At 53.4% G+C, this 21,360-nt stretch carries 22 protein-coding genes; 17 read left to right on the forward strand and 5 right to left on the reverse strand.

Features of this window, described 5'->3' with window-relative positions:
- Positions 1-4 precede the first annotated feature (4 nt).
- From HHI26_RS23270 to corA, 13 genes are all read left to right on the forward strand, one after another.
- On the forward strand, positions 5-706 hold the full coding sequence (locus HHI26_RS23270; protein ID WP_202879951.1) for a pilus assembly protein: 702 nt from the start codon (positions 5-7) through the stop codon (positions 704-706).
- A gap of 11 nt (positions 707-717) precedes the next feature.
- Entirely contained in the window at positions 718-1,179 is a 462-nt protein-coding gene (locus HHI26_RS23275; protein ID WP_166653769.1) for a hypothetical protein, read from the forward strand.
- A gap of 15 nt (positions 1,180-1,194) precedes the next feature.
- A complete protein-coding gene (locus HHI26_RS23280; RefSeq protein ID WP_171149784.1) occupies positions 1,195-1,731 on the forward strand; it encodes a hypothetical protein in 537 nt (178 codons plus the stop codon).
- Positions 1,731-2,375, forward strand: coding sequence for a hypothetical protein (locus HHI26_RS23285; protein WP_159338539.1), 645 nt, complete (start codon positions 1,731-1,733; stop codon positions 2,373-2,375). Before HHI26_RS23280 ends, HHI26_RS23285 begins: the two co-directional genes overlap by 1 nt.
- An 11-nt stretch (positions 2,376-2,386) precedes the next feature.
- Entirely contained in the window at positions 2,387-3,370 is a 984-nt protein-coding gene (locus HHI26_RS23290; RefSeq protein ID WP_171149785.1) for a hypothetical protein, read from the forward strand.
- A gap of 112 nt (positions 3,371-3,482) precedes the next feature.
- Positions 3,483-4,436 (forward strand): hypothetical protein, encoded by a 954-nt coding sequence (locus HHI26_RS23295; protein ID WP_171149786.1) that lies wholly within the window; start codon positions 3,483-3,485, stop codon positions 4,434-4,436.
- A gap of 201 nt (positions 4,437-4,637) precedes the next feature.
- Positions 4,638-4,838 (forward strand): lipoprotein, encoded by a 201-nt coding sequence (locus tag HHI26_RS23300; RefSeq protein ID WP_133846847.1) that lies wholly within the window; start codon positions 4,638-4,640, stop codon positions 4,836-4,838.
- Between the two features lie 27 nt (positions 4,839-4,865).
- Positions 4,866-5,690, forward strand: coding sequence for a diaminopimelate epimerase (gene dapF, locus HHI26_RS23305; RefSeq protein WP_133846846.1), 825 nt, complete (start codon positions 4,866-4,868; stop codon positions 5,688-5,690).
- On the forward strand, positions 5,687-6,394 hold the full coding sequence (locus HHI26_RS23310; protein WP_133846845.1) for a DUF484 domain-containing protein: 708 nt from the start codon (positions 5,687-5,689) through the stop codon (positions 6,392-6,394). The genes dapF and HHI26_RS23310 overlap by 4 nt, the downstream gene beginning before the upstream one ends.
- Positions 6,391-7,299, forward strand: coding sequence for a tyrosine recombinase XerC (xerC, locus tag HHI26_RS23315; RefSeq protein WP_133846844.1), 909 nt, complete (start codon positions 6,391-6,393; stop codon positions 7,297-7,299). The genes HHI26_RS23310 and xerC overlap by 4 nt, the downstream gene beginning before the upstream one ends.
- A complete protein-coding gene (gene yigB, locus HHI26_RS23320; RefSeq protein WP_167864782.1) occupies positions 7,299-8,015 on the forward strand; it encodes a 5-amino-6-(5-phospho-D-ribitylamino)uracil phosphatase YigB in 717 nt (238 codons plus the stop codon). Before xerC ends, yigB begins: the two co-directional genes overlap by 1 nt.
- A gap of 59 nt (positions 8,016-8,074) precedes the next feature.
- Complete coding sequence (uvrD, locus tag HHI26_RS23325; RefSeq protein WP_171149787.1) at positions 8,075-10,237, forward strand: DNA helicase II; 2,163 nt, start codon at positions 8,075-8,077, stop codon at positions 10,235-10,237.
- Between the two features lie 292 nt (positions 10,238-10,529).
- Positions 10,530-11,489 (forward strand): magnesium/cobalt transporter CorA, encoded by a 960-nt coding sequence (gene corA / locus HHI26_RS23330; protein WP_133846841.1) that lies wholly within the window; start codon positions 10,530-10,532, stop codon positions 11,487-11,489.
- 56 nt (positions 11,490-11,545) lie between these two features.
- Here corA and rarD read toward each other — a convergent pair whose 3' ends face one another.
- Both rarD and HHI26_RS23340 read right to left on the reverse strand, forming a co-directional pair.
- Entirely contained in the window at positions 11,546-12,439 is an 894-nt protein-coding gene (gene rarD / locus HHI26_RS23335; protein WP_133846840.1) for an EamA family transporter RarD, read from the reverse strand.
- A gap of 4 nt (positions 12,440-12,443) precedes the next feature.
- Positions 12,444-12,914, reverse strand: a complete 471-nt coding sequence (locus HHI26_RS23340) for a thioesterase family protein (protein WP_133846839.1) — start codon at positions 12,912-12,914, stop codon at positions 12,444-12,446.
- Positions 12,915-13,087: 173 nt separating this feature from the next.
- Here HHI26_RS23340 and pldA point away from each other — a divergent pair, with 173 nt between their 5' ends.
- Together pldA and recQ are read left to right on the forward strand one after the other, a co-directional pair.
- Positions 13,088-13,966, forward strand: coding sequence for a phospholipase A (pldA, locus tag HHI26_RS23345; protein WP_133846838.1), 879 nt, complete (start codon positions 13,088-13,090; stop codon positions 13,964-13,966).
- Between the two features lie 67 nt (positions 13,967-14,033).
- Positions 14,034-15,866: an ATP-dependent DNA helicase RecQ gene (recQ, locus tag HHI26_RS23350; protein ID WP_133846837.1), complete on the forward strand. Its 1,833-nt coding sequence runs from the start codon at positions 14,034-14,036 to the stop codon at positions 15,864-15,866.
- A 78-nt stretch (positions 15,867-15,944) separates the two neighbouring features.
- Here recQ and rhtB read toward each other — a convergent pair whose 3' ends face one another.
- Positions 15,945-16,568, reverse strand: a complete 624-nt coding sequence (gene rhtB / locus HHI26_RS23355) for a homoserine/homoserine lactone efflux protein (RefSeq protein WP_133846836.1) — start codon at positions 16,566-16,568, stop codon at positions 15,945-15,947.
- A gap of 115 nt (positions 16,569-16,683) precedes the next feature.
- On the opposite strand from rhtB, the gene pldB reads away from it, so the two are divergent.
- The gene (gene pldB, locus HHI26_RS23360) at positions 16,684-17,676 is read left to right on the forward strand and encodes a lysophospholipase L2 (RefSeq protein WP_159338544.1); all 993 of its coding nucleotides are present in this window, start codon (positions 16,684-16,686) and stop codon (positions 17,674-17,676) included.
- Between the two features lie 63 nt (positions 17,677-17,739).
- Positions 17,740-18,540 carry a sugar/pyridoxal phosphate phosphatase YigL gene (gene yigL, locus HHI26_RS23365; RefSeq protein ID WP_133846834.1) on the forward strand — a complete coding sequence of 267 codons (801 nt, stop codon included), beginning with the start codon at positions 17,740-17,742 and terminating at the stop codon, positions 18,538-18,540.
- A gap of 49 nt (positions 18,541-18,589) precedes the next feature.
- Here yigL and glpQ read toward each other — a convergent pair whose 3' ends face one another.
- Both glpQ and glpT read right to left on the reverse strand, forming a co-directional pair.
- On the reverse strand, positions 18,590-19,639 hold the full coding sequence (gene glpQ, locus HHI26_RS23370) for a glycerophosphodiester phosphodiesterase (RefSeq protein ID WP_171149788.1): 1,050 nt from the start codon (positions 19,637-19,639) through the stop codon (positions 18,590-18,592).
- Between the two features lie 14 nt (positions 19,640-19,653).
- The gene (gene glpT / locus HHI26_RS23375) at positions 19,654-21,000 is read right to left on the reverse strand and encodes a glycerol-3-phosphate transporter (RefSeq protein WP_133846832.1); all 1,347 of its coding nucleotides are present in this window, start codon (positions 20,998-21,000) and stop codon (positions 19,654-19,656) included.
- Positions 21,001-21,360 lie beyond the last annotated feature (360 nt).

Below are 21,360 nucleotides of genomic sequence, written 5' to 3' on the forward strand. Positions count from 1 at the left end.
ATTGATGCCTAAAAAATTATTGCTGACCATGCTGGCGATACCCGCGATGGTCGGCGGGTTACTGTTTTCAGCCCCCGCGGCACTCGCCGACGGAGAACTGATGGTTCTCCCGGTCAGTACGCGTCTGTTTAACGCCCATCCGCAGATGATCAAAGTACGTAATGTCGGCGATGCTCCGCTCTATCTCTCCGTCAGTCTGGAGAAAGTGATGAATCCTGGCATGTATCCTGAAAAGAAAATCATGATGCGCGATATGCCTCATCCGGGCGTGCTGGCAACGCCAGAAAAGCTGACCCTGGGGCCTAATCAGAGCCGCGATATTCGCCTGACGTCGCTGGAAGAGCCCACGCAGGAAGGGGTATACCGCCTGTATATCACCCCGGTACATTCGCTCCAGGTGAAAGATGCGCCACAGGATAAAATCACCGCACCCATGAGTGTCGCTATTGGATATGGCGTGCTGGTGCGCCATATGCCTGTGCCTCGAAATCAGAAAAGTAGCTGGACACATCGCTGCGAAGGCAAACAAATCATCCTGACCAACAGTGGAAATATCCGGGTCCGCTTGTCGGATATGAAGTTCACCCCAGTGAATAAGAAAAACCCGGCCACTGTTGGTCTTTTCCCAGGCGTACCGCAGTCGTTTACCGCCAGTCAGATTGTCATGAATGTTGACGATGAGCCGACAACCCTGAGCTGCCCGTAATGCGTTTGCTGATGAGCGTACTACTCGGTTTATGCCTGTTGAACAATACGTCGCAGGCAGCGGGTGTGCTGCGCATTTCACTCAGCGAGATGACCCTGGGCGGCCCAGATCGTGTGGGAAAACTGATGGTGAAAAACACGGGTGATTCTCCGCTGTATCTTGATATCACCCAGGAGCAGGTGCAAACGCCGCTGACAGACCCGGAAGTGCGTGTCCCTGTGGGCGACGTTGCCGCTCCCTCGCTGTTGATTAGTCCGATGCGTCTGGCGCTGGGGCCCCAGCAAGAGCGGGAAATCAATGTGAAAGAACTCCGTAAGCCTGCACAGCGAAAAATTTGGCGCGTGACTTTTCGTCCGCGTGAAAATATCAGCGTACAGGGGGTGACGACGGAGAATACCCTGGTGCCTTTGGCGGTCAGTATCGGTTATGGGGTGGTGATTTATCAACTGGGTGCTTCAGTGGGTAACAAATAACGCAGAGGAAACGTAATGATATCAAAAATGAAGATAGCGCCACTGCTGCTTTGTTTGTTGCCGGGCCTGAGCCTGGGGGCAGACATAGAGCTCAAAGGCAAATTTACCAGTAAAATTAGCGCTCATGTGAACAAAGAGAATAATCTGTTTGTTACCGATGAAAAAGGGACTTGGTACGATCAGGGTCTACAGCTTGAGCAGCTTGGGGCGTTTGACACGCCTTATTCGGTTGCAGCGCCGCTGCGAATTACGTCCAGTAGTGGAACCTTCCAGGCCAGTCTGGCGCTGCCGCTGACGTTACAAAACAAAAATAAGCCTGAACTGTTGTTCCGTAATATAAAAGTCGTCATGGGGGCGATGGATTCGCCGGTGCAGGAGCTGACGGCAGCGACTAAAGTGACCTTTTCCAATCCCCCGCCGATAAACGGTGAAGATACCATAGGGCACTATCTGATCAATATTTCAGGTTACCCGCCTGCCGGAGACTTTAAGTCCGTGGGGGGAACTTACAGCGGCGTGCTGTCATTACTCTTTGAGCCAGTGGTGGAATAATGTTTAGATCGGTATTAGCAACGATGATATTACTCTTCGGTTTTCCTGCCTGTGCAGTGATTGATTTGGTGCCAAAAATGATTGACGTTGACGGGGACGATATTGCCAATATGACCCTCGTCAACAAAAGTGACCATATGGAATACGTCACCGTCACCCTTTCAAAACTGATCAACCCTGGTGTGCCGTATGACAAAGAAATACTTGAGCCGGTGGGGATGGCGCGCAACCCGCAGCTCTATGCCTATCCGTTCAAACTGTCCCTTGCACGCGGTCAGTCAAAAAAAATTAATCTCAAGCCGCTGGCCGCCGTTACGCAGGAAACCGTTTACCGACTGGATGTAAAGCCATCCACTGAAATATCCGGCAACGGGATAGCAAACCTTGCTGCTGGCGTGGCGGTTAACCTGAGTTTTAGTGCGTTGGTACGCCAACTGCCAGAAAAGAAGATCAGCACCCTGAGCGCCGTATGCCGCGCGAATACCATTACGCTGACGGCGACGGGCACAACGCGTTATCAGGCAAAAAACATTAAAATTGATAGCCGTAAAGTGGATGATTTTAATGTCTATCCCGGTACACCACAGATGATACCCGGTGAAAAGATAGATATTGGTGGGAAATATTGGTGCAATCGTCAATAAGGATAACAGGAATGCATATTATTATTTCAGGTGTGTTGGTGATTTTAATTCATTGTTTTTTTGTTACCCCGGCTTATTCCACAAATATTGTTAAAGCAGACGTTGCTAAATGGTACTCTAGCTGCTCATTGACAAAAAATCGATACGGTACTTTTGCAAGGGTCAATATTTCATTTAACGCCGTAGCAGGAATAATTGGAAGTACTGAGTTGAGGTCGCGTGCAATTCTGTTCTACACGTATTCGAAGGATGGTCTTCCAGCCAGGTCGACCCCTTCAAGCGTTAGAATAGATCTTTCAGATGCGAATCGTCCTAACATGATGAAGGAAAATGGCTATGTGCGAATATTTATTATGCCTGTCTGGGGAGTTCCGATGCTTTATCCATGGGGTGAGGCGGGGGCATTTATCGGAGAGGTATTAGTCTATTTGTATAATAGTGATATAGACAACTGGGCAGGGGTTTCCATCAGTGCGGGTATTGATACTCTCGATACTCATTATAACGATAATAAGACTGCTTATATTACCTTGGGCAGCGAAGGAACTTGCCGCATCATTGCCGACCCTGAAAACCCACCCGAACCCGATGTATCAATGACGGCAACGGCACCCGACTGGGACCTGGGTGAAATAAAAAGCGGCGAGCAGATAATTCCCTTTAGCAGCAGTCAAAGCCAGTTTTGTCTGGAGTATGATCAAGCCTATGCGACCGGTAAGAAATTTGTCATTAATGCCAGCAGTCAGAACGGCGCAGTGAATAATCAGTATCAGCTTATAGGCCTGCAAGATAATACGCAGATTATTCCCTACCAGCTGACGCTTGACAGTGGTAGCGATAAAGTTGACCTCCCTAACGGGTCATTAACCACACTGCCACTGCTGCCCGGTGGGAAAACCTGTTTTCTACCCACGTTCCGTACCTTCGCGCCTAAGGGCATTGAAAAAGGTGACTACAGCGATGTGCTGACCTTTAATATTGCGACAAAGGCCTGATGGCACAGGCACTGATGTAAGCAGAAATTAGTATCAGTTACTGTTTAATCAATGAATCAGAACCCCCTCAGTCAGTGGTATAGATAGAAAAAATGCGAATAAGGAATAAGCAATGAAAAGGATTGTAGGGGGGTTTTGGAGGATGTTACTTCTGAGTCTGTTGATAAACCCTGCTTTTGGTGGGGTTACTCTCGTAACCACAGATGTTGCATATGGATACCGTGATTGCCAGATGGTTGATAATGGTAATGGAACCAGTACGGTCAAGGCCGTGGTGAAATTTAAGACCTCTTCCGGAAGAACAAATAATTTACAATTTTTGGGCCGAGGTGTGTTGTTTTATAACTATTCAAGTTCTGGTGTTCTTGTTAGTGTTCGTCCAAATTCAGCTTTCATGGACGGCCTGAAATTAGGAAATTACAGCGGAGATGATTACATTGTTCTATATAATGTCGGATTAAAAGGAATGCCCTTTGATGCCGAGTTCAAAATAATATTCAACAATAGTATTGTTGAATCCTGGCCCGGGGTGGTTATCCGGGCAGCAAATGTAACTGTTGGTTTTACTGATGTGGCTGATATTACCGGTGGGGTTTATATCAGCCGCAACAGTGTAACTTGTCAAACAATATCCGACCCGACCCACCCTCCTGCTCGTGATATCATACTGACGGTTACTGCGCCTGACTGGGATCTCGGTGAAATAAAAAGCGGCGAGCAGGTCATTCCTTTGAGCACCAGCAGCGAAAAGCTCTGCATGCGGTATAATGGTGGTGGGGCGGACCGTAGGCTGTTTATTGTTACTGCCAGCAGCAAGAACGGCACGGTAAATAATAAGTATCAGCTGAAAAACATACAGGATAATAGTCAGAGTATTCCTTACCAGCTGACGCTGGATAGCGGAACGAGTAAAGTTGATCTGCCCAACAACTCTTTTTCCACGCTGCAGTTACTCGAAGACAGGACATCCTGTTTTCTACCCACGTTCCGCACCTTCGCGCCGGAGGGGATTAAAAATGGCGACTACAGCGATGTGCTGACCTTTAATGTTGTCACTAAAGCGTGACGGATAAAGAGAGACCGCCTGCGGCCGTGGGCGGTGTTTCGCTGGCATCCTTTCTCTGGCCGTCTGTTCCCTCTTTTACTGCTGTGCCTCTGATGCTTCTGATGGTGAATACGGCAACAGGGATTGCGCTTTTCCTGTTGCTTTTCGAACTTCACCTGCGATGATAGACGGCAAAAGGTATCTTTAACGAGCAGAACAAGAATGAAGAAAATACGATTCCCGCTGGCTCTGGTACTGGCTGCGGTCAGCCTCACGGGATGTGGCCTGAAAGGCCCGCTCTATTTCCCCAAAGATGAGACTGCTAAACCGCAGGTCCAGCAGGCTACCCCAACGACGCCATCCGCCACGTCAGAGCAGACGCCTGCCACGACCCGCGGACAGAGTGTGCAACCGGCTCAGTAAACTATGACGCACCCGGCGGAGCAGAAAATGCAGTTTTCAAAAATGCACGGCCTAGGCAACGACTTTATGGTGGTTGATGCCGTCACGCAGAATGTCTATTTCTCACCTGAGTTGATCCGCCGTTTGGCCGATCGTCATCTGGGGATCGGCTTCGATCAGCTACTGATCGTTGAGCCGCCTTACGATCCTGATCTGGATTTTCATTACCGCATCTTTAACGCCGACGGTAGCGAAGTGGCACAGTGCGGCAACGGCGCACGCTGTTTTGCCCGCTTTGTCCGCCTGAAAGGGCTGACCAATAAAAATGATATCCGCGTCAGCACCCAAACCGGCCGCATGGTGTTAAGCGTCAACCAGGATGAACTGGTGTGCGTGAACATGGGCGAACCCAATTTCGAACCGCAGCAGGTGCCTTTCCGTGCCAACAAAGCGGAAAATATCTACCTGATGCGCGCTGCTGAGCAAACTGTGATGTGTGGTGTGGTGTCGATGGGTAATCCACACTGCGTCTTACAGGTTGAGAGTGTAAAAACCGCCACGGTGGAAATACTGGGGCCGGTGCTGGAAAGCCACGAACGTTTTCCTGAGCGGGTCAACGTTGGTTTTATGGAAGTGGTCAGCCGCGAACATATCCGTCTGCGCGTGTATGAACGCGGTGCGGGTGAAACCCAGGCCTGTGGCAGCGGTGCATGCGCCGCCGTCGCGATCGGGATACAGCAGACGTTGCTGGCGGAAAAAGTGCGGGTTGACCTGCCTGGCGGCACGCTCAATATCGCATGGAAAGGTCCGGGGCATCCCCTGTATATGACCGGTCCTGCCACTCACGTATATGACGGGTTTATTCATTTATGAAAAATGTCGGGGAACAACAGGACGCTGGCGAAATCTTACTAGACGATCGTACGGTCAGTGAGTTCCTGATGCAAAATCCAGACTTCTTTATCCGCAATGCCCGCCAGGTTGAACAGATGATCGTGCCGCATCCGATCCGCGGCACCGTCTCGCTGGTGGAGTGGCAGCTGGCGCGTCAGCGCAATCATATTCACCAGCTGGAAGAAGACATTACGCTGTTGATGGAGCAGGCCAGCGCAAATCAGCAGCTGTTTGATCGGCTGTTCGCCCTGCAGGGGCGTCTCGCCTCGGCCACCAGTCTGCATGACATGCTTAACCGCCTCCATCGCTGGGCGCGTGAATTTGGCCTTGCGGGGGCAAATATTCGGCTGTTCGCTGAGAAATGGCGCATCGGTGCCCCTTCCGACTTTACGCAGCTGGCGCTGCCGCGTCAGGCATTTGAATCTGTGCGCATTCAGCGTTTGGGTAAACAGAATCACTATCTTGGCAGTCTTAATGGCCCGGAGTTACTGTTACTGTTGCCACAGGCAAAAGCCATTGGTTCGGTCGCGATGTCGCTGCTGGGTGAAGAGGGTGACCTCGGCGTACTGATCTTCAGCAGCCGCGACAATCAGCATTACCAGTCGGGCATGGGTACGGTGTTGTTACAGCATCTGTCGCTGATGTTGCCCCAGCTGCTGTCACGCTGGATAGAACGCGCGTGAATAGCGAGTCGCCCCTGCTGCCAGCCGTAGAGGGCTTCCTGCGTTATCTGAAAGTGGAGCGTCAGCTCAGTCCTCTCACTCAGGAGAGCTATCAGCGCCAGCTCAGTGCTGTCATAGCCCTGCTGGATGAACTGAACGTGAGTGACTGGCCACGGCTGGATGCTGCCCTGGTGCGCTCACTGGCGGCCCGCAGCAGTCGCAGCGGGCTGAAGCCCGCGAGCCTGGCGCTGAGGCTTTCCGCATTACGTAGCTTCCTCGACTGGCTGATCAGCCAGGGCGTCATCAACGCTAACCCGGCGAAAGGCGTTGCCACGCCGCGCGCTGCACGGCATCTTCCCAAAAATATTGATGTCGATGAAGTCGACAAGCTGCTGGACATTGACCTCAATGACCCGCTGGCCGTTCGCGATCGCGCGATGCTGGAGGTGATGTACGGTGCCGGCTTGCGTTTGTCCGAACTGGTGGGTATTGACCTGAGTCATCTTGACCTCGCTTCCGGTGAAGTGTGGGTGATCGGTAAAGGCAGCAAAGAGCGCCGTCTGCCGATTGGCCGGACCGCCGTCCATTGGGTTGAGCACTGGATGGTGATGCGTGAGCTGTTTGCACCAGAGGACACTGCGTTATTCCTGTCGAAGCAGGGCAAGCGCATTTCAGCGCGTAACGTACAAAAGCGTTTTGCTGAGTGGGGCGTTAAACAGGGGCTGTCAAGCCATGTTCATCCGCATAAACTACGTCATTCATTTGCAACGCATATGCTGGAATCCAGTGGTGATTTGCGTGCCGTGCAGGAGCTGCTCGGGCATGCCAATCTGACCACTACGCAAATCTATACCCATCTCGACTTTCAACACCTGGCGTCGGTTTACGATGCTGCCCATCCCCGTGCGAAACGAGGAAAATCCTGATGCACTTTTACCGGCCTTTACGCCCTGTTGCGGCAATGACCTTCGATCTTGATGACACGCTGTATGACAACCACCCGGTGATCCTGCGTACCACGCGGGAATCTCACAGCGCGCTACAGGCGTATCATCCCGCGTTGAAGGACTACAGCGTGGCGCAGTATCAACAGGTGCGTGACCGCCTGCTGGCTGCCGAGCCTGAAATTTATCATGATGTCAGCGAGTGGCGTCGCCGCGCAGTCGAGCAGGTGATGCTGGATGTGGGGCTGCCGTCAACGCAGGCGCTGAGAGGTTCGCATGACGTCATGGCTGTCTTTGCCCGCTGGCGCAGCGAGATTGAGATGCCTGAAGAGACGCACGCCACGCTGGCGGCTCTGGCTCAGCGCATACCGCTGGTGGCGATCACCAATGGTAATGCGGAACCCCACCTTTGTGGCCTGGATAAGTACTTCCAGTTTACCCTGCGTGCCGGGCCGGATGGCCGCGCTAAACCTTTCCATGATATGTATCAGCTGGCGGCAGAGCGGTTAAATCTGTCTGCTGAAAATATCCTGCATGTGGGTGACGATCTCACCACGGATGTCGCCGGGGCTATCCGCTACGGCATGCAGTCATGCTGGATTAACCTGCGCGAAGGCAACCTGATGCATATTAACGACACCCGCCTGCTTCCCACGCTGGAAATTTCCCGGTTGGCATCGCTGACCGCGCTGATATAATAAGCTGGTTAAATATCCAGTGGGCGGCCTGATGCTGCCCCCGATCCCCGACGGTGCCTATGGACGTTTCTGAACTGCTCGACAGCTTGAATGACAAACAACGCGAAGCCGTTGCCGCGCCGCGCAGCAACCTGCTGGTGCTGGCGGGTGCGGGCAGTGGTAAAACCCGCGTGCTGGTGCATCGCATTGCCTGGCTGATGGCAGTGGAAAACTGCTCCCCCTATTCGATTATGGCGGTGACCTTCACCAACAAAGCGGCGGCCGAGATGCGCCACCGTATCGAACAGCTCATCGGTACCAGCCAGGGCGGTATGTGGATCGGGACGTTCCACGGGCTGGCGCACCGTCTGCTGCGCGCGCACCATCTCGATGCCAACCTGCCGCAGGACTTCCAAATCCTCGACAGTGAAGATCAGCTGCGTCTGCTGAAGCGCCTGATCAAAGCGATGAATCTGGATGAGAAGCAGTGGCCTGCCCGTCAGGGGATGTGGTACATCAATGGCAAAAAAGACGAAGGGCTGCGTCCGAAACATATCGAAAGTTACGGTAACCCGATTGAACAGACCTGGCTGCGTATTTACCAGGCCTATCAGGAAGCCTGCGATCGCGCCGGTCTGGTGGACTTTGCCGAGCTGCTGCTGCGTGCTCATGAGCTGTGGCTGAACAAACCGCATATCCTCAATCACTACCGCGAACGGTTTACCAATATCCTGGTGGACGAATTCCAGGATACCAACAACATCCAGTATGCGTGGATCCGTATGCTGGCGGGTGACACCGGTAAAGTGATCATCGTGGGGGATGACGATCAGTCTATCTATGGCTGGCGTGGTGCGCAGGTGGAAAACATCCAGCGCTTCCTCAAAGATTTCCCCGGTGCGGAAACCATCCGTCTTGAGCAAAACTACCGCTCGACCAACAATATTCTGAAAGCAGCGAACACCCTGATTGCTAATAACAGTGGCCGCCTGGGTAAAGAGCTGTGGACCGAAGACAGCGATGGCGAGCAAATTGCGGTTTACTGTGCCTTCAATGAACTCGATGAAGCGCGCTTTGTGGTCAACCGCATTAAGGTGTGGATGGAGAATGGCGGCGCGCTGAATGACTGCGCGATCCTTTATCGTAGTAACGCCCAGTCGCGCGTGCTGGAAGAAGCCCTGTTGCAAACCAGTATGCCGTACCGGATCTATGGCGGTATGCGCTTCTTCGAGCGCCAGGAAATCAAGGATGCGCTGGCCTATCTGCGTTTGATCTCCAACCGTAATGACGATGCCGCCTTTGAGCGCGTGATCAACACGCCGACCCGAGGCATAGGCGACCGGACGCTGGATGTCATCCGCCAGACGTCACGTGAACGTCAGCTCACGCTGTGGCAAACCACGCGCGTGCTGTTGCAGGAAAAAGCGCTGGCCGGGCGTGCCGCATCAGCCTTACAGCGCTTTACCGAGCTGGTCGATTCACTGGCGCAGGAAACCGCTGAGATGCCGCTGCATGTGCAGACGGACCGGGTGATCAAAGATTCCGGTTTGTGGCTGATGTATGAGCAGGAAAAAGGCGAGAAGGGCCAGGCACGTATCGAAAACCTTGAGGAGCTGGTTAATGCCACACGACAGTACAGCTATCAGGATGAAGACCAGGACCTGATGCCGCTGCAGGCGTTTCTCTCCCATGCCGCTCTTGAGGCCGGTGAAGGGCAGGCCGACAAGTGGCAGGATGCCGTGCAGTTAATGACCCTGCACTCCGCCAAAGGGCTGGAGTTTATGCAGGTGTTTATTGTCGGCATGGAAGAGGGCATGTTCCCCAGCCAGATGTCGCTGGATGAAGGTGGCCGCCTGGAAGAAGAACGTCGCCTGGCCTACGTTGGTGTGACGCGTGCGATGCAGAAACTGACCCTGACCTATGCCGAAACCCGACGGCTTTATGGTAAGGAAGTGTATCACCGCCCATCGCGCTTTATCGGAGAGTTGCCTGAAGAGTGCGTGGAGGAGGTTCGTCTGCGTGCCAGCGTCAGCCGCCCTGCCAACCATCAGCGCATGGGGACGCCGATCGCGAAAAATGACAGTGGTTTCGCCCTCGGCCAGCGGGTGCATCATGCCAAGTTTGGCGAAGGGACTATCGTTAATCTGGAAGGCAGTGGCGAGCATAGCCGACTCCAGGTGGCGTTCCAGGGACAGGGCATTAAGTGGCTGGTGGCTGCTTATGCCAAACTGGAAGCGATGTGACGCCCAGAAGGGCGCATGGCCCCGCTTGACGCCTTTTTAGTCTCAGCGTAACATGCGCCCACCATTACCCTAAGAGGACATTCGCCTTGGACACACCCAGTACATACTGGCTCACTGACCTGCATTTCAGGTACAACTCCTAAGGCTATCCTCTTTTGCCGATAGCCTTCGTGGTTGTTGGCGACCGCATGTCCCGTCGCTCTGAGTCAGTTTTGCTCGCTGACTGAAACATCTGTTTCCCGTGTTCAAGCGCTCTGTCCCATTTTGTTACTGTGAATTGGGAGTACAGCTAATGTTGAGCGCATTTAAACTCGACCAAAACCGTCTGACCCGCCTTGAACTGGATGATGCTGATGCCAGGGACGAGCTGATCGGTTCCGTCTGGGTCGATTTGATCGAACCGGAAGAAGCTGAACGAGATCGGGTACAAACCGAACTGGGCCAGAGCCTTGCGACCCGCCCTGAACTGGAAGATATCGAAGCCTCCGCACGTTTCTTCGAAGATGAAGATGGTCTGCATATTCACTCATTTTTCTTCTATGAAGATGCTGACGATCACGCGGGTAACTCGACGGTGGCCTTCACCATTCGTGAAGGGCGCCTGTATACGCTGCGCGAACGTGAACTCCCGGCGTTTCGTCTTTACCGTATGCGTGCCCGTAATCAGGTTCTGAGCGACGGAAATGCTTACGAGCTGCTGCTCGATCTGTTTGAGACAAAAATCGAACAGCTGGCGGATGAGATCGAGAATATCTACAGCGATCTGGAAAAACTGAGCCGCGTGATTATGGAAGGACAGCAGGGCGATGCGTTTGATGAAGCACTGTCGACGCTGGCAGAGCTGGAAGATATCGGCTGGAAGGTGCGCCTGTGTCTGATGGATACCCAGCGTGCACTTAACTTCCTGGTACGTAAGGCGCGTCTGCCAGGCAATCAGCTGGAGCAGGCTCGCGAGATCCTGCGCGATATCGAATCCCTGCTGCCGCACAATGAATCCCTGTTCCAGAAAGTTAACTTCCTGATGCAGGCGGCGATGGGCTTTATCAACATCGAACAGAACCGCATCATCAAGATCTTCTCGGTGGTATCGGTGGTCTTCCTGCCGCCTACCCTGGTGGCCTCCAGCTACGGGATGAACTTCGAGTTTATGCCTGAGCTGAAATGGAGCTTTGGCTATCCAGGGGCGATTAGCCTGATGATCCTCGCCGGTCTGGCACCTTACGCCTACTTTAAGCGTAAGAACTGGCTGTAAGCCGCTCGATAAAAAAAATCGCCTGAGAGGCGATTTTTTTATTTCTGCTTATCGCGCTATACGGCCGACGATCGGCGTAATGCCAACAGAGCATCGGCAATAAAGAGCGCCAGCGCTGTCCAGATAAAGCCAAAGGTCACGACTTTATCGGGTGTCATTTGCTCTCCGTAAAATAATACGGCTAGCAGGAACATCAGCGTGGGTGCCATATACTGGAAAAAGCCGACGGTGGACAGTTTCAAACGTGTACAAGCGGCAGTAAACAGCATCAGCGGAACCGTGGTGATCACCCCGGCAGCGGCCAGCATCAAGTTGAGGCTCAGTGGGTTGCTTCCCAGATGGCTGGTGGGGCTGTCGGCTATCGCGAACAGATAGATAGCCGCAGGGATTAACAGCCAGCTGGTTTCAATCAGCATTCCGCTTTGGGCATCAACGGCTATTTTTTTACGCAGCAAGCCATAGAATGAAAAGCTGATGGCGAGACTGAGAGCGATCACCGGCACGGAACCAAACTGCCACACCTGTATCAGTACGCCGCAGGCCGCGAGTGCCACTGCCAGCCATTGCAGGCGCCGGAAGCGTTCCCCGAGAAACACCATCCCCACCAGAACGTTCAGCAACGGGTTAATAAAGTAACCCAGACTGGCCTCCAGCAAATGGTGATTATTCACCGCCCAGATATACAGCAGCCAGTTACCGCAAATCACAACGGCGGAGAGCGCCAGCAGCAGCACCTTTTTGGGGTGCTGGATAACCGTACGGACATTGCGCCAGTGTCGGCTGGCGGTGAGCAGCACCAGCATAAAGAAAAATGACCAGATCACCCGGTGGGTCATAATTTCCCCGGGGGCAACTTGCTGGATGAGCTTGAAGTAAACCGGAGCAATGCCCCAGATAAAATAAGCGCCCAGAGCAAAGAAAATGCCCTGGCGAGTGTGCTGTGGATTCATGAAGTTAACCGATCAGATAGGTAGCAGTGGCGCTGGCAATATGAACACCGACATCGTTATGTAACTCGACCCTGGCAACCGACACTTTATTACCACCACGTAACAGACTGCTGCTGGCCGTAAAGCGTTCACCACGGCCGGGACGCAGATAATCCACCCGCAGGTCGATGGTTCCCATGCGCGACAGGCGCTGGCGTAGCTCCTCTTCAGTGATGCTTTCCTGGCGTGTCAGCGCGCTGGTGACACACACCAGACCGGCAGCGACATCCAGTACGGAAGCGATCACGCCACCGTGCAATATTTTCTGAGCAGAGTTACCGACCAGCATGGTCTGGTTCGCCAGGCTTATCTCTGCGTAATCCGACTCCAGTCGGTCCAGCTCCAGCCCCAGTGCGCGATTGAACGGCATGTGGTAGACAAAAATCTCGCCAATCAGGCGGCGAGCGGCAGCCTGATCCATAGGTACTGCTGACATTAGCGGGTCTTCCTGTAATGCGGTCTGAATGAAAAATCAGGTTAACGGAGTGTGTATAATATGCTTCGTTGACGGTGCTTTCCACTTTCGGAAATGAGCACTAATCCCCCAGGATGTTTCTGTGTAGAATGGCGTGCTTTTTATTCACTTATCCGCCTCTCTGGGAGAATCCTATGGCTCTGCTGAAAGGATTGCTGGCGTCAGCAATTCTGTTTCCGACGTTGGTGCTGGCACAGACCGCTACCGTAAAAGATGTCCACGATCAGCCTGCGGTTCGCGGCAGCATTATTGCCAATTTGCTGGAGAAGCACGATAACCCGTTTATCTTGTTCCCTTACGAAAACAACTATCTGCTTTACACGGATACCAGCAATATCAACAAGGAAGCGATCGAGTCTTACGACTGGGGAAATAAAGCCAAACATGATGAAGTGAAGTTCCAGTTAAGCCTGGCCTTCCCGTTATGGCGTGGCATTCTCGGCGATAACTCGGTGCTGGCGGCGTCCTATACTCAACGGTCCTGGTGGCAGTTATCTAATCGTGGTGCCTCTTCACCGTTTCGTGAAACCAACTACCAGCCGCAGATCTTTCTTGGCTGGGCCACGGATTACTCTTTCGCTGGCTGGACGTTACGCGATGTGGAAACGGGCCTGAATCATGAGTCTAACGGCCGATCCGATCCGACATCGCGCAGCTGGAACCGTGTCTATGCCCGACTGATGGCAGAAAACGGCAATTGGATGGTTGAGGTCAAACCCTGGTACCGTCTTCCAGAAAGTGAAAATAATGACGATAACCCGGATATCACTAAGTACATGGGTTATTATCGCCTGACGGTGGGCTACCAGTGGGGCGAGAGCATCTTCAGCGTGAGGAGCAACTACAACTGGAACAGCGGCTACGGCGGCGCTGAACTGGGCTGGAGCTACCCGATGACCGATCATGTGCGTTTCTATACGCAGGTGTTTAGTGGTTATGGCGAATCGTTAATCGACTATAACCACCGTCAAACGCGCGTCGGTGTGGGCGTGACGCTCAACGACCTGTTCTAAGGTCGTCGTGACCGGGTTGAGCAATCAACCCGGCCAGAATTCTTGTTATTTCAGATGTGGGGACAACGTGTCTACGGCAGCAGTCATCAATAAAGAAACGCTGGCAGAGCAGGTATTACGCGATACCTTCGGCTATCAGCAGTTTCGTCCGGGGCAACAAACCATCATTCAGGAGTCGCTCAATGGGCGTGACTGTCTGGTCGTTATGCCAACCGGCGGCGGAAAATCACTCTGTTATCAGATCCCTGCACTGGTGCGTGAGGGGCTGACGCTGGTGGTGTCGCCGTTGATCTCGTTGATGAAAGACCAGGTCGACCAACTGCTTGCAAACGGCGTTGCGGCGGCCTGCCTCAATTCGACGCAGAACCGTGAAGAGCAGCAGGAAGTGATGGCAGGCTGCCGTACCGGTCGCATCCGTCTACTGTACATTGCCCCTGAACGTCTGATGATGGACAACTTCCTCGAGCAGCTGACGCACTGGAATCCGGCGATGCTGGCGGTGGATGAAGCCCACTGTATTTCCCAGTGGGGCCACGACTTCCGCCCGGAATACGGTGCGCTGGGCCAGCTACGTCATCGCCTGCCGGATGTCCCGGTGATGGCGCTGACCGCCACCGCCGATGAAACCACGCGTAACGACATTGCCCGTCTGCTGCAGCTTGATGACCCGCTCATCCAGGTCAGTAGCTTTGACCGCCCCAATATCCGCTATACGCTGGTGGAAAAATTCAAACCTACCGAACAGCTGCTGCGCTATGTGCAGGATCAGCGCGGCAAGTGCGGCATCATTTACTGTAACAGCAGGGCCAAAGTGGAAGACACCGCAGCCCGTCTGCAAAGCCGTGGCCTGAGTGTTGGTGCCTATCATGCGGGGATGGATAACGCACACCGTGCTCATGTGCAGGAAGCCTTCCAGCGTGATGACCTGCAAATTGTGGTGGCGACCGTGGCTTTTGGTATGGGCATTAACAAACCCAACGTGCGTTTTGTGGTGCACTTTGATATCCCGCGCAATATCGAATCCTACTATCAGGAAACCGGGCGTGCGGGGCGTGATGGCCTGCCAGCCGAGGCGCTGCTGCTGTACGATCCGGCCGATATGGCCTGGTTGCGTAAGTGTCTGGAAGAGAAAACACCGGGGCCGCTACAGGATATTGAACGCCATAAGCTGAATGCGATGGGTGCGTTTGCCGAAGCGCAGACCTGCCGTCGTCTGGTCTTGCTGAACTATTTTGGTGAGGGGCGTCAGCAGCCTTGCGACAACTGCGATATCTGCCTTGATCCACCGCGCCGTTATGATGGCCTGGTCGAGGCGCAAAAAGCACTCTCCTGTATTTATCGCGTTGGGCAGCGTTTCGGGATGGGGTATATCGTCGAGATCCTGCGCGGCGCCAATAACCAGCGCATCCGCGATATGCAGCACGACAAATTACCGGTGTATGGCATCGGCCGTGAGCAGAGCCATGAGCACTGGACCAGCGTGTTACGCCAGTTGATTCACCTTGGGCTGGTGACGCAAAACATCGCCATGCACTCAGCATTACAGCTGACGGAAGCCGCACGCCCCACCTTACGTGGTGAAGTGCCGCTGATGCTGGCGGTTCCTCGCCTGGTGAGTATTAAACCGCGTAACAGCAGCCAGAAATCCTATGGCGGAAGTTATGACCGCAAGCTGTTTGCCAAACTGCGCAAGCTGCGTAAATCCATCGCCGATGAAGCCAATGTTCCGCCATATGTGGTGTTTAACGATGCAACGCTGATTGAAATGGCGGAGCAAATGCCGCTGACAGCATCCGAGATGTTGAGTGTGAATGGCGTCGGGCATAAGAAGCTGGAGCGTTTTGGCAGGCCGTTTATGGTGATGATCAAAGAACATGTCGACGGTGAAGACGACGAGTAATGTTTGATGTGGGCCGATCGATAAATTATCGGCCGCGACAGGTTTTGTAGGGGGCAGGCATGCCCGACCCGGGTTCTGTTAGGCGATTCTTCGTGCCGAGGCCAGCAGTGCACCTACCGCAATAAACAAGCCCCCAAAAATCCGGTTTAGCAATTTCATCTGATGCGGTCCTTTGATCCACGCGGAGATGCGTGTGGCCAGCGTGGCATAGCCAATCATCACGATAATATCCACCACTACGGTCGTGACGCCCAAGACCAGATACTGCATCGCCTGCGGCTGATGTGGCAGAATGAACTGCGGGAAGAGGGCAGCCAGGAACACAATACTTTTTGGATTGGTCAGATTCACCAGCACGGCGCGTTTAAACAGCCTACGACGCGGCATCGCTTTGGCAACCGCATTCAGATCGATCGCCCCGGCCGATCGCCACTGTTGAATACCCAGCCAGACCAGGTAGCCCGCCCCGGCCCATTTAAGAATTTCAAAGGCCAGTAACGACTGGGAAAACAGTGCACCCAGCCCGATGCCAACCAGCACAATATGCAGTGACAGCCCAACCTGAAGGCCGGAGATTGAGGCGACCGCACCCCGATAACCGTGGCTGATACCGGTGCTCATGGTATTGATTGCGCCAGAACCTGGCGACAGACTTAAGATGCTGGTTGTTAACAGATAGGTCAGCCACCACTCGATGGTCATGCGTAAAACTCCCGAAAAACGCTCATTTGTGACACAATACGTTATTGTTGAATGCGGCGCTACGGGGAACCCTGCCCCTTTTTTTAAGGGAGAGTCCTTTCTGGAAATGAGCCTGATGGAACATCGTAAACACAACTGGACGACGCGGGAAAAAGCCTTTGCGGCATTTGCTACAGGCCCGTTGCTGGATTTCTGGAAATTGCGTGAAGAGGATGAGTTTTTCGGTGTTGAAAACATCCCGATCCGCTACGTCCGTTTCATCTCACCGCAACACGATAAGGTGATACTGCTGTGCCCGGGGCGCATTGAAAGCTATGTGAAATACCCGGAGCTGGCCTATGACCTGTTCCATAGCGGTTATGATGTCATCATTATCGATCATCGCGGGCAGGGACGATCCGGGCGGTTATTGCAGGATTCTCACCGTGGCCATGTGGTTGAATTCGAAGATTATGTCGACGACCTCGAAACCCTGTATTTGAAAGAGATTGTCACACGTCACTATCGCCGCCGTTATGCACTGGCCCATTCGATGGGCGGGGCGATACTGGCGCTGATGCTGGCTCGCCAGCCTGCGGCGTTTGATGCAGTGGCGCTGGCATCGCCGATGTTTGGCATCTTCCTGCCGATGCCGTTATGGATGGCCAACTCTATCCTTAATTGGGCGGAAAAATATCCGACGGTACGCGAGGGTTATGCACTGGGGACCGGAAAATGGCATGCGCGCCCGTTCGCCATTAACGAACTGACACACAGCCGTGAACGCTATCGCCGTAACCTGCGCTTTTATGCCGACGACCCGGGCTTGCGTGTGGGTGGCCCCACTTATCACTGGGTGAGAGAAGGGGTACGCGCCGGGCACAGTATTTTAAGCCAGGCGGCGAAGATATCGACGCCGCTGCTGCTGCTCCAGGCCGCTGACGATAAAGTGGTGGATAACCGCGCTCAGGATCTGTTTTGCCAGACGATGGTGGCCGCCGGCCAGCCCTGCGAAGGGGGTAAGCCGATGATTATCGACGGTGCCCGCCACGAGATCCTGTTTGAGAAAGACAGCATGCGCAGCGAAGCGCTGGAGGCCATCCTGGCCTTTTTTTCCCGCCACTGCTGAGTGGACAGAATGACTTTGCCGGTGGGTACTGACAGCCCGCCAGAAATATTAATCAGAGGTGTTATGTACCGTATTGTTGCTTCAGATCTGGATGGCACGCTGCTGTCACCGGACCACACGCTTTCCCCTTATGCCCGCGAAACGTTACAGTTGCTGACACGTAAAGGCATCCATTTTGTCTTTGCAACGGGCCGCCATTACATCGACGTGGCGCAGATGCGTGACAGCCTGGGCATCGATGCTTACATGATCACCTCAAATGGGGCGCGGGTGCATAACACCGCCGGTGAGCTGGTTTTCAGTCACAACCTGGATGAAGATATCGCGCTTGAACTGTTCGCCATGCAGCACGCCAACCCTGATATCTACACCAACGTGTATCGGGATGAAGAGTGGTTCCTGAACCGCCACCGTCCTGAAGAGATGGATTTCTTCCGCGAGTCTGACTTCAACTATCAGATCTATGAGCCGGGCCAGCTGTCGACCGACGGCATCAGCAAGGTGTTCTTCACCTGCGCGATCCCGGAACTGCTGGTCCCACTGGAGTTGGCGCTGATTGCGCGCTGGGGTGATCGGGTTAACGTCAGCTTCTCGCTGCCAACCTGCCTGGAAGTGATGGCGGGCGGTGTGTCGAAAGGGCACGCGCTGGATGCGGTATCAAAATCACTGGGCTTCTCGTTACAGGAGTGCATTGCCTTTGGTGACGGTATGAATGATAAAGAGATGCTGAGTATGGCGGGCAAAGGCTGCATCATGAGCAACTCTCATCAGCGCCTGAAAGATATCTTACCGGAGCTGGAAGTGATCGGGTCGAATGCCGATCAGGCCGTGCCGAACTTCCTGCGTCAGCTGTATCACGTGTAAGTCTGCAGGGCCGATCAACTGTTCGATCGGCCCTTTAGTCATCCGATAGTTATCGACCTAAGAAACGAACGGCTTTATCCGGGAAATCAGTAAACAGACAATCAACCTCCGCTTTGTTGTACAGCAGGTCGTACAGCTGATCGACGTTGCTGACATAAGGCGGTAGCTGATCGGCGCGTACCGTGTACGGATGCACCACCAGATGATTCTGGTGTGCCTCTTTGACCATATCGTTCAGCGCCACATTGCCGGTTTTTGCGCCTGGCGCCACCAGCATATGGTAATCCGGGCCAATACCGTCGGCGTATTGGGCGATGGTTTTCATCGCACCCGGCGCGAACATCCAATCGTAATCGTAGTTCACCCACTTACCGTCGCGCTGCTCCTGAGTTTCATCCCATTTGGTATAGGCGATCAGCTGCACCAGCTTCAGATTCATTCCCCGCTGAGGTTCCAGTTCGGTCTTGATGCGCTTCACTTCGTTATAGTCAAAGCACTGCACATAAACCTTATCGGTCTTACTGCTGTAACCATACTGCTTCAGGACGTCCAGCACTTTGGCAGAGATATCCTTGCCTTCTTTGCGGTGGAACCACGGGGCTTTAATTTCGGTATAAATCCCGATGTCTTTGCCGGTGGAGTGGTTCAGGCCCTGAATAAACTCCAGTTCTTCCTCAAAGGTATGAACACGGAAATCAGATTTCCCCATCGGGAAGCGGCCTGGAAAGGTCTGCACCTTTTTGCCGTTTTCAAGCGTAAAGCCTTCGGTAAACGCCAGGCTCTTGATCTCGGCAAGGGTAAAGTCGATGGCGTAATAACGTCCGTCAGCCCGTGCGCGATGGGGGAAACGCGTGGCAACATCCGTCACCCGATCCAGATAGTGGTCATGCAGCACCACCAGATGATCGTCTTTGGTCATCACCAGATCCTGCTCAAGGTAATCCGCTCCCTGAGCATAGGCCATCGCTTTTGCCGGCAGGCTGTGTTCTGGCAGATAACCGCTGGCCCCACGATGCGCAATCACGACAGGCGAAGAACTCGCGGCTGTCGCCGCGAGAGAGGTGGTGAGAAGTAAGGTAGCGATAACGTTTTTCAACATAATGTTCCCTTCAATCAGAGTGAGTTCAGGCCCTGTTTGTGTTTCTTCTCGCTGAACATCGTCATCGTCAGCAGGATCACCGCCAGCACACAGCCGCCGATCATAATGATAAAGCCGCCATCCCAGCCGAAGTAATCAACGGTATAGCCGACGATAGCACTGGCGGCAACGGACCCACCAAGGTAGCCAAACAGACCGGTAAAGCCTGCTGCGGTACCCGCCGCTTTCTTCGGTGCCAGCTCCAGGGCATGCAGACCAATCAGCATCACCGGGCCATAAATCAGGAAGCCAATAATCATCATACAGGCCATATCCACACCAGGATTACCTGCCGGGTTCATCCAGTACACGACGGTGGCAATGGTCACCAGCACCATAAAGAACACGCCTGTTGCACCACGGTTACCTTTAAAGACTTTATCCGACATCCAGCCGCACAGCAGCGTACCCGGGATACCGGCGTACTCGTAGAAGAAGTAAGCCCACGATGATTTATCCAGCGTGAAGTGTTTCACTTCTTTCAGGTAGGTCGGTGACCAGTCGAGGATGCCGTAACGCAGCAGGTAAACAAACACGTTGGCCAGCGCGATATACCACAGCAGTTTGTTCGGCAGGATGTACTGCATAAAGATCTGCTTAGCCGTTAGCTCATCTTCATGTTTCTCATCATAGTTCGGTGGATAGTCGTTTTTGTACTCCTCAATCGGCGGCAGGCCGCAAGACTGCGGGGTATCACGCATCAGCGCAAAAGCAATGATGGCGATAACAATGGCACCGAAAGCAGGCATATACAGCGCCGCTTTCCAGTCGTTAAACCAGGCCATACCGAGCAGGAACAGCAGTGGAGGGATACCACCACCGACGTTATGCGCACAGTTCCAGACGGAAACAATGCCGCCGCGCTCTTTCTGTGACCACCAGTGCACCATTGTACGACCGCACGGCGGCCAGCCCATCCCCTGGAACCATCCACACAGGAACAGCAGTACAAACATCACCATGATGCTGGACGTTGCCCAGGGGACAAAGCCCATAAACAACATGACTGCCGCGGCGAGTATCAGGCCAGCAGGTAAGAAGACGCGCGGGTTGGAGCGGTCAGAGACCGACCCCATAATGAATTTTGAGAAACCGTAGGCGATAGAGATGCCGGAGAGCGCAAAGCCGAGGTCACCACGTGAGAAACCCTGTTCAACCAGGTAGGGCATCGCGAGGGCAAAGTTCTTACGCACCAGGTAGTAGGCAGCATAACCGAAGAATATCCCCAGAAAGATCTGCCAGCGTAGCTTGCGGTATAACGGGTCAACGCGGCTGTCATCAACGCGGGGCTGATGTGCAGCAGGTTTGAAAAAACGTAACATTTTGGCCTCCCATGGCTCGAAAGACTGACATCCGGCTTCGAATGCGCAGAGTAGAGGAACAGGATCCTGTTAAAACAGGAATAAATGTTCCATTTCGCGCATAGCGTAGTCGTAATCAGAACAACTGACTGTGAAGAATGGCGCAAATGTTACAGTTTTATGACGAGATGGCTATATCTACATCACAAATCGGTGTTTTATTTTCATAATGAAACTATAAAGTGTGAGGATAGTCACATATGCAAACCCAGATAAAGGCTGTGGGTTTCGTTTGGTGAGTGATTTTGTTCTAAAAGGAAGGTTTTAATCTGGCAGAAGAACAAAGATTAACGCCAGCAGATGGCGTTAATCAGTCAGTCA

It is taken from the genome of Erwinia sp. JH02 (assembly GCF_013074405.1).
Classification (GTDB): domain Bacteria; phylum Pseudomonadota; class Gammaproteobacteria; order Enterobacterales; family Enterobacteriaceae; genus Erwinia; species Erwinia rhapontici.